The sequence below is a fragment of the Enterobacter sp. 01-M-03-SI-ECC genome, from assembly GCF_047530215.1.
In the GTDB taxonomy this organism is placed as follows: Bacteria; Pseudomonadota; Gammaproteobacteria; order Enterobacterales; family Enterobacteriaceae; genus Enterobacter; species Enterobacter chengduensis.
Genome location: NZ_JBLKDA010000002.1, coordinates 303,147 through 316,105, shown reverse-complemented (window position 1 = coordinate 316,105; position 12,959 = coordinate 303,147). Strand labels below are relative to the sequence as shown.

Here is a 12,959-nt window from a genome sequence, read left to right as displayed (position 1 = left end):
TTCGCAGAGCCCGGCGAGCCCGGGCTCCGCTTCATTTACCCGGTCACACGTCTTTAACGCGGCAGGTCAGCAGGAGCGTCACGACGGAGAGCGCCGCAATCATCCAGTACACCGCGCCGTGCCCGTAGCTTTGCGCCAGCGCCCCCTGGATCACCCCCGCCAGAATCACCCCGGTTGAAATGCTGTTGGTAAAAAGCGTCGTTGCCGAGCCTGCACGCCCCGGCATAAGGTCCTGAAACCAGAGCATGCCGATCCCGGCGACAATCCCGATGAACACGGCGTTAAACAGCTGCAGCGCCAGCAGCGCCTCGCGCGAATGAAAAAGGATCAGCCCCGCGTAGAACAGCACCCCGGCCGCTACGGCGACGATCATCATCCGACGCTTTCCGAAGCGTTTAACGTAGTAACCCGCCAGAATCATCGCCGGGATTTCCAGCCCGGCAGCGGTCCCCATTAAAATCCCCGCGAGCTTGTCCGGCAGACCGAGATCGCTGCTGATCCACAGCGGCATATCAATGATGTACATGGTGTTGCAGGTCCACATCAGCGTCGAGGCAATAAACAGCATGCGGACGTTTTTGTCCTGCCAGCCGCTCGCTTGCGTTATCGGTTTATCCGTCGTCTGTTCCACCCGCCCCACCGACGGCAGCGCGAAGGCAATTAGCACCAGGCTAATGGCAAAAATGGCCGCGGCGATAGAGAACATCGCGGTAAAGCCATAGTTTAACGCCAGCATAAAGGCCAGCGGCGGGCCGATGACCCACGCCAGCGAGAGCTGGGCACGCATCACCGAGCTGAACATCACCACTTCCCGCGCCGAGCTATCCGCATATTCCCGGGCCAGGGCGAACAGCTGCGGCATAGCGGTATTCGCCAGCGACGCCAGCAGCACGCCACAGGTAATCAGCGTCAGATAATGACGGTTGAACGCAAAGAGCAGCGCGTTGCCGACGGCCATCGCGCAGCAAAAGAGGATCAGCTTACGGCGATCGCCCTGGCTGTCCGATCGTTTCGCCAGCGCGAGGCTGACCAGGATCCCGGCAATGGCGTTGACGGTGTAGAACAGGCCGACCCAGAACGGCTGTGCCCCCACCTCGCGGCTGAGAAACAGGCTCAGCGTCGGCGCCTGCAGCGCCCCCGCCACGCCCATCATAAAGGCCACCAGCATAAAAGCGGCGTACACGCCGTTCAGGCGTCGCCCCATCGTCATCAACCAGAGCATGCGCAAGTCCTTGTGAAAGCAAATCGAAACCGGGTGAAAGAATAAACGAAAAAAGCCAGCAAAAACATTTTGCTGGCGGGTGATAAGCACCAATACTCAGTCACACATGATCGAGGCGAGTTAGCGGGAAGAGGTCGGCGTTGTAACGTCCCACTGCATCAATTCTTCTAACGTTTTCAGCCGCTGTTCTGCACACTGACGGGCCAGCCAGGACGATCCCTTTGTCGCTGAAAAGTACTGCTGATAAAACTGACGTGCGGTAGACCTCTTCATAATTTACCTCCTCGCTTCATCGAGAAGAATTATTGGCCTAATATAGGGATTAATAAATTGCTGGTTTTTTGTCAGGAGTTCCCCTTTTATGCCTTCCGGTCGTCTGCAACAACAGTTTATCCGCCTCTGGCAGTGCTGCGAGGGGCAATCGCAGGAGACCACGCTCAACGAGCTGGCCGACCTGCTCAGCTGTTCCCGCCGCCATATGCGCACGCTGCTCAACACCATGCAGCAGCAGGGCTGGTTAAGCTGGGAAGCGGAGGCGGGACGCGGCAAACGCTCGCGGCTGACCTTTCTCTACACCGGGCTGGCGTTGCAGCAGCAGCGCGCGGAAGACCTGCTCGAGCAGGACCGCATCGATCAGCTGGTCCAGCTGGTGGGCGACAAGGCCGCCGTGCGCCAGATGCTGGTTTCACATCTTGGACGCAGCTTTCGCCAGGGCCGGCACATCCTGCGGGTGCTTTATTATCGTCCCATGAAAAATCTGCTGCCCGGCACGGCGCTACGCCGCTCGGAAACCCATATCGCACGGCAAATTTTCAACGGCCTGACGCGCATAAATGAGGAAAACGGGGAACTGGAGGCGGATATCGCGCACCACTGGCAGCAGCTTTCCCCGCTTCACTGGCGGTTCTTCCTGCGCCCCGGCATCCACTTTCACCACGGGCGCGAGCTGGAGATACACGACGTCATCGCCTCTCTGGAGCGCGCCCGCAGGCTACCGCTCTACTCGCATATTTCCCGCGTTCATTCCCCCACGGCATGGACGCTGGATATTGAGCTGTCGCAGCAGGATAAGTGGCTTCCCTGGCTGCTGGGCTATGTGCCGTCGATGATTTTGCCCGCCGAGTGGGAGTCGCTGAACAACTTTGCCAGCCTGCCGATTGGCACCGGGCCCTACTCCGTGTCCCGCAATAACAGCAACCAGCTAAAAATCCGCGCTTTCGATGACTACTTTGGCTATCGGGCGCTGATTGACGAGGTGAACGTCTGGGTATTGCCGGATCTCAATGAAGACCTGAGCTGCGGGCTGACGCTGGAAGGGCCCACTGCGGGAGAAAAGGCGGTGGAGAGTCGTCTGGAGGAGGGATGCTACTATCTGCTGTTTGATAGCCGCACCCACCGGGGGGCAAACCAGGCCGTTCGTCAGTGGGTCAGCCACGTGTTGTCCCCCTCCAATCTGATCTACCACGCGGAAGAGCAGTACCAGACATACTGGTTCCCGGCCTACGGCCTGCTTCCGCGCTGGCACCACGCTCGCCCGACGCGCTGCGACAGGCCTGCCGGGCTGGAGTCCATCACCCTGACCTACTACCGCGAGCACGTGGAGCATCGTTTTATCGCCGGGATCATGGCCCGGCTGCTGGCCGCAGAAGGCGTTACGCTGGAGGTGAAAGAAGTGGACTATGACGAATGGCACCGCGGAGACATCGTCAGCGATATCTGGTTAAACAGCGCCAACTTCACCCTGCCGCTCGATTTCTCGCTCTTTTCTCACCTGTATGAGGTCCCGCTGATCCAGCACTGCATCACGCGCGACTGGCAGCAGGACGCCGAACAATGGCGCGCTGGCGACATGAATCTTGCCGTATGGTGCAAGGACCTGCTGGAGGAACAGGCGATCGTCCCGCTGATCCACCACTGGCTGATGATCCATGGCCAGCGCAGTATGCGCGGCCTGCGGATGAACACCCTGGGCTGGTTTGATTTTAAATCCGCCTGGTTTGCGCCGCCGGAGCCATAACGCTTTCGTAATATTCACCAAATCATTACAATAGCGCCGTTCTCAACGGGGTGCTGCATCACAGATGTGCGCTGAGATAATACCCGTCGAACCTGATCCGGATAACGCCGGCGAAGGGATTTGAGGCTGTTGCTCAAAATCCTTTGCCACTCAACTTTGAGGTGCAAAGTGTTAAAAAAAGTTCTTCCCCTGCTGGCGCTGTTTGCGCTGCCTGCTTTTGCTAAGCCCGTTCTGACGGTCTACACCTACGACTCCTTCTCTGCCGACTGGGGCCCTGGCCCGGTGGTCAAAAAAGCCTTTGAAGCCGACTGCAGCTGCGAGCTGAAGTTCGTGGCGCTGGAAGATGGCGTGTCGCTGCTCAACCGTCTGCGCATGGAAGGGAAAAACAGCAAGGCCGACGTGGTGCTCGGGCTGGATAACAACCTGCTGGAGGCCGCCTCGCAAACCAAACTGTTTGCCAAAAGCGGCGTCGCGGCCGATGCCGTTAACGTCCCGGGCGGCTGGAAAAATGACACCTTTGTGCCGTTCGACTACGGCTACTTTGCGTTTGTCTACGATAAAAACAAGCTGAAAAATCCGCCGAAGAGCCTGAAAGAGCTGGTTGAGAGCGACCAGAAATGGCGCGTGATCTATGAAGATCCGCGTACCAGCACGCCAGGGCTGGGCCTGCTGCTGTGGATGCAAAAGGTCTACGGGGATCAAGCGCCGCAGGCGTGGCAGAAGCTGGCCGCCAAAACCGTGACCGTAACAAAAGGCTGGAGCGAAGCCTACGGCCTGTTCCTGAAAGGCGAAAGCGACCTGGTGCTGAGCTACACCACCTCTCCGGCCTACCACATTATCGCCGAGAAGAAAGACAACTACGCCGCCGCGAATTTTGCTGAAGGGCACTACATGCAGGTAGAGGTCGCCGCGCGGACCGCCGCCAGCAAACAGCCGGAGCTGGCCGAGAAGTTCCTGAAGTTTATGGTTTCACCGGCGTTCCAGAACGCCATTCCAGCGGGCAACTGGATGTATCCCGTCACGAACATTTCCCTGCCGGCCGGTTTCGAGCAGTTAACCAAACCACAAACCTCGCTGGAGTTTACGCCGCAGCAGGTCGCCGCGCAGCGCGCAGCATGGGTAAGTGAATGGCAACGCGCCGTCAGCCGCTGATTCCCGGCTGGCTACTTCCCGGGCTGCTCGCCGCCGTTGTGATGGTGGCGGTCAGTCTGGGGGCTTTTCTTGCCCTGTGGTTTAACGCGCCAGAGAGCGACATGCTCGCCCTCTGGCACGACAGCTACCTCTGGCACGTGGTCCGGTTCTCCTTCTGGCAGGCGTCACTTTCTGCCCTGCTGTCAGTCATCCCCGCCATTTTTCTTGCACGCGCGCTGTATCGGCGGCGCTTCCCCGGCAGGCAGGCGCTGCTGCGCCTGTGCGCCATGACGCTGATCCTGCCCGTGCTGGTGGCCGTATTTGGTATTCTGAGCGTTTACGGTCGCCAGGGCTGGCTGGCGTCGCTGTTCGGCCAGCTTGGTCTGGAGTGGACCTTCTCTCCTTACGGACTGCAGGGCATTCTGCTGGCGCACGTCTTTTTCAATATGCCGATGGCGACGCGCCTTTTTTTGCAGGCGCTGGAAAACATTCCCGGCGAGCAGCGCCAGATTGCCGCCCAGCTCGGCATGCGCGGCGTGTCGTTCTTCCGCTTTGTCGAGTGGCCGTGGCTGCGCCGACAGATCCCACCCGTGGCGGCGTTAATCTTTATGCTCTGCTTTGCCAGCTTTGCCACCGTGCTGTCCCTCGGGGGCGGGCCGCAGGCCACCACGATTGAGCTGGCGATTTATCAGGCGCTGAGTTACGACTACGATCCAGGCCGCGCCGCGCTGCTGGCGATGGTGCAGATGGGGTGCTGCCTTGTGCTGGTGCTGTTGAGCCAGCGGCTGAGCAAAGCCATTCCCCCCGGCAGCAATCAAATAACCGGCTGGCGCGACCCGCAGGACAGCCTGCCCAGCCGCGTCACCGATTTTGTCCTGATCGCGCTGGCGCTTCTGCTTCTTCTGCCGCCGCTGATGGCCGTTATCGCTGATGGGCTGAACCTCAATCTGATGTCCGTCCTGCAACAGCCCGTCCTCTGGCAAGCCACCTGGACCTCGCTGCGCATCGCGCTGGCAGCCGGATTGCTGTGCGTGATCCTGACCATGATGCTGCTGTGGAGCAGCCGTGAGCTCTACGCTCGCCATGCGCAAAAGGCCGGACAGATGCTGGAACTGACGGGCATGCTGATACTGGCGATGCCGGGGATCGTGCTGGCGACAGGCTTCTTCCTGCTGTTCAACAGCACCGTCGGCCTGCCGGAACGCGCCGACGGCATCGTCATCTTTACCAACGCCTTAATGGCCATCCCTTACGCGCTCAAGGTGCTGGAAAACCCGATGCGCGACGTCAACAGCCGCTACGGTTTGCTGTGCCAGTCGCTGGGCATGCAGGGCTGGCAGCGGCTGAAGGTGGTCGAACTGCGCGCGCTAAAACGTCCGCTGGCACAGGCGCTGGCGTTTGCCTGCGTGCTCTCCATTGGAGATTTTGGGGTCGTGGCGCTGTTCGGCAACGACGATTTCCGCACGCTGCCCTACTGGCTCTATCAGCAAATCGGCTCTTATCGCAGTCAGGACGGGGCGGTCACCGCGCTGTTGCTCCTTATACTGTGCTTTGCCTTATTTACCGTTATCGAAAAACTTCCGGGGCGTGATGTTAAAACTGACTGATGTAACGTGGCTTTATCAGCATCTGCCGATGCGCTTCACGCTCTCCGTGCGCCAGGGAGAGAGGATTGCGGTGCTTGGCCCAAGCGGCGCGGGAAAAAGCACCCTGCTTAATCTGGTTGCGGGTTTTCTGCAGCCGGCAAGCGGCTCGATCGTCATCGATAACCGGGATCATACCCACACGCCGCCCGCCAAACGTCCGGTCTCCATGCTGTTCCAGGAAAACAACCTGTTTACCCACCTGACGGTGCGGCAAAACATTGCCCTGGGAATGCATCCGGGGCTGAGGCTGAACGATGCCCAGCGCCATAAGCTGGAGGAGATTGCCGCGCAGATGGGGATCGCCGGGTTTATCGACAGGCTGCCGGGCGAGCTTTCCGGCGGCCAGCGTCAGCGCGTGGCGCTGGCCCGTTGTCTGGTCCGCGAACAGCCGATGCTGCTGCTGGATGAGCCGTTCTCGGCGCTCGATCCGGCGCTGCGTCAGGAGATGCTGACGCTGGTGCAGGACGTCTGTCAGCGCCAGCAGCTGACGATGCTGATGGTGTCGCACAGCATAGAAGATGCCGCGCGGATTGCCCCGCGATCGGTGGTCATTGCCGAAGGAAGAATCGTGTGGGATGGGGTGACGGAAGAACTTTTGAAGGGTAAAGCGGGGGCGTCTTCACTGTTGGGGATTCGTGCGGTCTGATGCCCTCACCCTGGCCCTCTCCCACAGGGCTGAGAAATCCCCAGTAACTTTCAAACCTAAAGCAATGTATGTGCCATCAGGGTTATGAATGCCTTACAGCGATGCCCCGGTCCGGCTGTAAATCGCCGAAGCGTTTCCGTAAGGCCGGGGCGAGGCGCAGGGATGCGCCGAGAGGGCGTGGCCTGCAGGGATGCAGGCTCATGCCCGACCCGAAAGCCTGAAGGAATAAGCTGAGGGCACCGCGAAGCGGCGATTTACCGCCGGGAGCCCGGGTCGCCAGGATGGTGGCGATTGAGCCACCCTGGCACGTTCACCGGTCATTTTGTCACAAAGTAGCAAGGAACATGAAGTGAACGGAATGACCACTACAGCCGTATGTTCCCCCCCTCACCCCAACCCTCTCCCTCAATGGAGAGGGGGCCGAATGTGCTGGCATTATTTTGTGGGGATCCCTCAACCCACAGGGAGAGGGAGAAAGGAATCTACCCCTCTGGCTTAAACTGCGGGTTCGCCAGCATAAAACCCCCGTCGACGATAAACGATTGCCCCGTCGTGTAGCTGGCGTCGCTGTCGCACAGCCACGCCACCAGGCTGGCAATCTCTTTGGTGTGGCCCGGCCTCGCCAGCGGGATTTCCGGCATTGAGCCTGCCTTCACTCCGCTGTCGTCCATGTCATTCATCGGCGTGGCAATGGCACCCGGCGCGACGGCGTTCACCAGGATGTTGTGCTTAACCAGCTCCATCGCCATGGATTTGGTTAACCCGCCGAGCGCGTGTTTCGCCGCCGTGTAGGCACTCGCTTCCGGCAGAGGCGTGTGTTCATGCACCGAGGTAATGTTCACAATCCGCCCCCCGTTCCCCTGCTTCACCATCTGCCGGGCGGCAATTTGTGAACAAAGAAACGCGCCGTCCACGTCGACGGTGAAAATTTTCCGCCAGTCGTCAAACGCCATATCAAGGAACGGCGCTTTGCTCATCGCCCCCGCATTATTGACCAGCACGTCCAGTCGACCAAAGCGCGCAATCAGCGTGTCAATGGCCTCGGCGCCTTCCGGCAGCGTGCTTAGATCCAGATGGATAGCCTCCGCGCGCTGCCCTTTTGCTTCGACTTCACGGCAGGTTTCCAGCGCCCCTTTTTCATCCGAGTGCCAGGTGACGCCGATATCAAACCCGCGCTCGGCCAGCATCAGGGCCGTGGTTTTCCCAATCCCGGAATCCGATGCGGTAACAATCGCTACTCTGGTCATACTCACCTCCTGAAAAACAGCAAAGAGGTAAGTATAGATAATGACCTTTTTTAGCCATGATGATAACCACCACCCAGCGCCGACGTCAGCTGCAGCGTGGCGTCGACATACTGGCCTTTTAGCAGCAATCCTTCGAGGTGCTCTTTGAGGGCCGGTATTCTGGCTTCGCTGACCCGGGAGCCCGCAATGATACCCGCGCTGAAACGGGCCTGGGCCAGCGCCACAACGCGCGCCGCATCTTTTTCAACCTGCTGCTGATGGCTATTCTTCGCCATCAGCGTTTCGACTTCACTGGCCGTGCGCGCCACCTGGTTGACGGCCTCCACCACCGCTTTGTTGTAGTTAGCCACCGAGAGATTATTCTGCGCCTGGGCGATATCCAGGTTGGCGTTTAGCCTTCCGCTGTCAAAAATCGGCAGCGTCAGCCCGGCGGTCACGCCCATCTGCTGGGCGGATGAACGGAACAGATCGCTCAGATGGAGAGCATCCTGCTGCAAGAACGCCATCAGGTTCACGTCAGGATAAAACGCCGCTTTGGCGGCCTCCACCTCGCTCAGGGAGGCTTCGATATACCAGTGTGCCTCCTGGAGATCCGGACGGCGTGCCAGCAGTTCATAGCCGAGCGTCGACGGTAATGCGGCGTCGACCGTCGGCAACGCGTGCCGCGTAAGCTTCACGGAGGAGGAATTCGTCAGCGCGACCAGACGCGCCTCGATGGCTTTCATCTTGCCGTTGACCCCGGCCAGCTGCTCTTCGGTTTTGCTGGCGTTGATATCCGTTTCAACACCCTCCACGGAGGAGGTGATTCCGTGCTGATACAGCTCGCGGTCGGCGCCGATAATATTGTCCTGCTCATGTTTGATCTGCGCGAGGACTTCCCCCACGGCGGCCTGCGTTTGCCATTCCCAGTAGAGCCGCGCCACGCTGCTGGCCAGCAGCTGACGGGTCTGCTCCATCTCCGCCTTTTGCGCATTCACTTTGCCAATTCGGGCCTCGACCCGGGCGCGATTTTTCCCCCACAGATCGAGATCCCAGCCTGCGGTCAGGCCAAAGGTGCCGTTGGTGTACCAGGGCCCGGTTGTCCCCGCAGCCGGATCGGTAAGGGCAAAGGGTCCCATCAGCCCTTCAGCGGACATCTTCTGGCGCTCCGCATCGGCCGAAAAATCAATTTGTGGACCGTCTGCGGCCATCGCGGCTTTGGCCTGAGCTTCGGCAAGCGTAATGCGCTGACGGGCAATTTGCATATCCGGCGCATCGCTCAATGCTTTCGCAATCAGCGAATTCAGTTCGGGATCGTTATAGTCTTTCCACCACGCATTTTTCGGCCAGTCCTGATGATGCAGAACCGTATTCACCGACGCCGCCGTGGTTTGCGTTTTAATGGGAGATACCGTGGCATGTTCTGGCGCGCAGGCAGCCAGAATGAATGCGAAGGGAACACTCAGAGATAAAATAAAAGAACGATTCATTACGCCATATACTCAAAAAATAAAGGCGCAAATTACGCTTGATTCTGTTTATTTTTTTAGTAATACGTGGCAATGCGTAAATTGTCATAAATTTAAATATACCGAAAAGTATTCACCGGAATTATTATTTAAATTTAATTATGCAAATAAAAAATAATCAACCCGACAGCGTAAATGCCCCCTGCCAGGTTGATCGTTTTATTACACTTTCAACGAAGCGCCTTTTGTCGCAATAACCTCTTTATACCAGTAGAAACTTTTCTTCCGGCTGCGCGCCAGCGAGCCGTTACCGCTGTCATCGCGATCGACGTAAATAAAACCGTAGCGCTTAGAGAGTTCAGCTTTAGAGGCGCTCACCAGATCGATTGGCCCCCAGCTGGTATAGCCCATCACCTCAACGCCGTCGTCAATGGCTTCCCGCACCTGCACAAGGTGATCGTTAAGGTAGCTGATGCGATAGTCATCCTGCACCATGCCGTCAGGGTCCGGCTTGTCCTTCGCCCCGAGGCCATTCTCCACGATAAACAACGGCTTCTGATAGCGATCCCAGAGCACGTTTAACAGGGTGCGCAGACCGATGGGGTCAATCTGCCAGCCCCACTCGGAGCTGGCCAGATGCGGGTTTGGCACCATGCTCAGGATATTTCCGCGCGCCTGCTGATTGAGGGCCTCATCCGCAGTGACGCAGCCCGTCATGTAGTAGCTGAACGAGATAAAATCGACGGTCGATTTTAATGCATCGCGGTCGGCATCCGTTACCTCAAGCTGAATACCGTTGTCGCGGAAGAAGCGCCGCATATACCCCGGGTAAGCACCACGGCACTGCACGTCGCCAAAGAACTGCCAGGTGCGGTTTTCCTGCAGCGTCTCCAGAACATTTTCCGGCTTGCAGGTCAGCGGATACATCAGGCCGCCCAGCAGCATGTTGCCGATTCTGGCATCCGGAATAATCTCGTGGCAGGCTTTCACCGCCAGCGCGCTGGCCACCAGCTGATGGTGGATTGCCTGGTAGACCTCCGCTTTGCTGCTGGTTTCCGGCAGGCCCACGCCGGTCATCGGCGCGTGCAGAGACATGTTGATCTCGTTAAAGGTCAGCCAGAGCTTCACCTTCTCCCTGTAGCGCGCAAACACGGTGCGGGCATAGCGTTCAAAGCATTCGATAGTCTGACGGTTGCCCCAGCCGCCGTACTTTTTCACCAGTCCCCACGGCATTTCGTAATGCGACAGCGTCACCAGTGGGGTGATGCTGTACGCGGCCAGTTCGTCAAACAGCCGGTCGTAAAACGCAAGCCCCGCTTCGTTAGGCTCCAGCTCGTCGCCGTTCGGAAATATGCGCGTCCAGGCAATGGAGACGCGCAGGCAGCTAAAGCCCATCTCGGCGAACAACTTGATGTCTTCAGGGTAACGATGATAGAAGTCGATGGCGACATCCTTGATGCCGCTGTCTCCTGGGACGCGCTCAACTACCGGGCCGAAGACTCCCTGCGGCTGAACGTCTGAGGTGGACAGACCTTTTCCCTCCTCCAGATACGCGCCTTCTACCTGATTCGCGGCAACCGCGCCGCCCCATAAAAAATCGTCCGGGAAAGTTTTCATCACGTTCTCCTGTTATTGATGGCTTACGCTGAGTAATGGCGCACCGGCACTGACGGACGTTGCCGCCACGGTCACCACGTCACGATATTCATCGCTGTTGCTGATAATGATCGGGGTCGCCAGGTCGTATCCGGCAGCGATAATCGCCTGTCGGTCAAACTCCAGCAGCAGGTCGCCGGCCTGTACCTTATCGCCCACCTTCACGTGGGCGGTAAACGGCCTGCCGTCGAGCTTCACGGTGTCGATACCCACGTGGATCAACACTTCTATTCCGCTGTTACTGAGCAGGCCAATGGCGTGTTTGGTCTGGAACAGCGAGGCCACCACGCCGGCAAACGGGGCAACCACTTTGTTATCGGAAGGAATAATGGCGGCACCGCTGCCCAGCAGACCGCTGGCAAACGTGGTATCCGGCACCTGGTCGAGCGCCAGAACGGTTCCGGTCATCGGGGACAGGACATCGTCTTCGCCTGCCGAAACGACTGCTTCCGGCGCTTCGTGTCCCCGCATGCCTGCCACCAGCGTCAGCCCGCAGCTCAGCACCAGCGCTACCGCGGTGCCGATCACACCGCCCCACAGCGTGGCGTTTACTCCACCGGGCGGAATCATCTGGGCGATGGTAAAGATATTGGCGAAGCCGAAGGAGTAAACGTGGGTGTCGCTGAAGCCGACAATGGCCCCGCCGATAGCCCCCGCCACGCAGCCAAAGATAAACGGACGGCGCAGCGGCAGGTTTACGCCGTACACAGCCGGTTCGGTAATACCAAATATCCCGGCCGTCACCGATGAGCCGGCCAGCATCTTCTGGCGGGCGTCGCGGGTACGCAGGAAGATCCCGAGCGCCGCGCCGACCTGGCCAAACACCGCCGGGAGCAGCATTGGCAGCATCGAGTCGTGGCCCAGCACCGCGAGGTTGTTAATCATCAGCGGCACCAGCCCCCAGTGCAGGCCAAAAATGACGCAGACCTGCCACAGCGCGCCCATCGCCGCCCCCGCCAGCCACGGCGCCAGAACGTAGATGCTCTGATAGCCGTTCGCCAGCATTTGGCTCAGCCAGGTCGCCAGCGGCCCGATAACGAGGAAAGTCAGCGGCACGGTCACGCCCAGACAGATCAGCGGCGCGAAGAAGTTTTTCATCGAGGAAGGCAGCAGCCTGGTGCTCTGTTTTTCCAGCCAGCAGCTGACCCACGCGGCGAGAATAATTGGGATCACCGACGAGCTGTAGTTGAACCACGTAACGGGGATGCCTAAAAAGGCTTCCGAAACCGCACCCGGCTGCTGGCTGGCGTTAAACGCCGCAATCATCATCGGGTGGGTGAGCGCCCCGCCGATCACCATGGTAATAAACGGGTTGCCGCCGAATTTTTTCCCGGCGGTATAGCCCAGCACCAGCGGGAAGAAGAAAAACAGCGCGTCGCTGGCGGCGAACCAGATTTTATAGGTCCCGCTTTCGGTGGTGAGCCAGCCGCAGACCACTGCCAGCGCCAGCAGCCCCTTCAGGATACCGGAGGCCGCCAGAATGCCAATAAACGGGGTGAAAATCCCGGAGACAATGTCGATCAGACGGCCCAGCAGATTACCCTTTTCCCCTTTTTCTTCCACGACTGGCGCGTCGTCGGTGAGCCCGGCCTCGCTGCGCACCGCCTGCCAGACGTCGTGAACGTGGTTGCCAATCACCACCTGAAACTGGCCGCCGCTTTCGACCACCATGATCACGCCCGGGTTTTTCTTTAGCCCTTCGGCATCCGCTTTCTGGTTCTCTTTCAGTTTGAAGCGAAGCCGGGTCGCGCAGTGCACGAGGCTGACGATGTTCTCTTTTCCGCCAACGTGGCCGAGAATATCCTTCGCTAATGCCTGGTATTCCATCTCGATTTCCTTACATCCGATGCCCGCAGGCACCTGTTGACTGAGTACAAAAATAAAAAAACCCGAGAACGTCCTTCTTTCGAAGGCCGCGCTCAGGTTTTGCTTGCGTGATGCAGTAA

9 protein-coding genes, 1 pseudogene and 1 riboswitch are annotated in these 12,959 nt (G+C 58.9%); of the genes and pseudogenes, 4 read left to right on the top strand and 6 right to left on the bottom strand.

Annotation, left to right across the window (positions count from 1 at the left end; translation table 11 throughout):
• Positions 1-43: 43 nt before the first annotated feature.
• Positions 44-1,222, bottom strand: a complete 1,179-nt coding sequence (locus ACMWKK_RS03360; protein WP_112781156.1) for a sugar efflux transporter — start codon at positions 1,220-1,222, stop codon at positions 44-46.
• A 120-nt stretch (positions 1,223-1,342) separates the two neighbouring features.
• The gene (gene sgrT / locus ACMWKK_RS03355) at positions 1,343-1,495 is read right to left on the bottom strand and encodes a glucose uptake inhibitor SgrT (protein WP_032644049.1); all 153 of its coding nucleotides are present in this window, start codon (positions 1,493-1,495) and stop codon (positions 1,343-1,345) included.
• 88 nt (positions 1,496-1,583) lie between these two features.
• On the opposite strand from sgrT, the gene sgrR reads away from it, so the two are divergent.
• The 4 genes from sgrR to thiQ all read left to right on the top strand — a co-directional run bounded on the left by sgrR (position 1,584) and on the right by thiQ (position 6,662).
• Positions 1,584-3,239, top strand: coding sequence for an HTH-type transcriptional regulator SgrR (sgrR, locus tag ACMWKK_RS03350; RefSeq protein WP_406542742.1), 1,656 nt, complete (start codon positions 1,584-1,586; stop codon positions 3,237-3,239).
• Positions 3,240-3,275: 36 nt separating this feature from the next.
• Positions 3,276-3,376, top strand: a riboswitch (TPP riboswitch).
• Between the two features lie 31 nt (positions 3,377-3,407).
• On the top strand, positions 3,408-4,391 hold the full coding sequence (gene thiB / locus ACMWKK_RS03345) for a thiamine ABC transporter substrate binding subunit (protein WP_045327696.1): 984 nt from the start codon (positions 3,408-3,410) through the stop codon (positions 4,389-4,391).
• Positions 4,367-5,977, top strand: a complete 1,611-nt coding sequence (thiP, locus tag ACMWKK_RS03340; RefSeq protein ID WP_112781155.1) for a thiamine/thiamine pyrophosphate ABC transporter permease ThiP — start codon at positions 4,367-4,369, stop codon at positions 5,975-5,977. Before thiB ends, thiP begins: the two co-directional genes overlap by 25 nt.
• The gene (gene thiQ / locus ACMWKK_RS03335; protein ID WP_112781154.1) at positions 5,961-6,662 is read left to right on the top strand and encodes a thiamine ABC transporter ATP-binding protein ThiQ; all 702 of its coding nucleotides are present in this window, start codon (positions 5,961-5,963) and stop codon (positions 6,660-6,662) included. The genes thiP and thiQ overlap by 17 nt, the downstream gene beginning before the upstream one ends.
• 482 nt (positions 6,663-7,144) lie before the next feature.
• Here the strand turns inward: thiQ and ACMWKK_RS03330 are convergent, their stop codons facing one another.
• The 4 genes and pseudogenes from ACMWKK_RS03330 to bglF form a co-directional block, all read right to left on the bottom strand.
• A complete protein-coding gene (locus tag ACMWKK_RS03330) occupies positions 7,145-7,909 on the bottom strand; it encodes an SDR family oxidoreductase (protein ID WP_072265666.1) in 765 nt (254 codons plus the stop codon).
• A gap of 50 nt (positions 7,910-7,959) precedes the next feature.
• On the bottom strand, positions 7,960-9,378 hold the full coding sequence (gene mdtQ, locus ACMWKK_RS03325; RefSeq protein WP_112779757.1) for a multidrug resistance outer membrane protein MdtQ: 1,419 nt from the start codon (positions 9,376-9,378) through the stop codon (positions 7,960-7,962).
• Between the two features lie 201 nt (positions 9,379-9,579).
• Positions 9,580-10,974, bottom strand: a complete 1,395-nt coding sequence (locus tag ACMWKK_RS03320) for a glycoside hydrolase family 1 protein (RefSeq protein ID WP_112779758.1) — start codon at positions 10,972-10,974, stop codon at positions 9,580-9,582.
• A 12-nt stretch (positions 10,975-10,986) separates the two neighbouring features.
• A pseudogene (gene bglF / locus ACMWKK_RS03315) lies at positions 10,987-12,952 on the bottom strand (PTS beta-glucoside transporter subunit IIABC).
• Between the last annotated feature and the right edge of the window lie 7 nt (positions 12,953-12,959).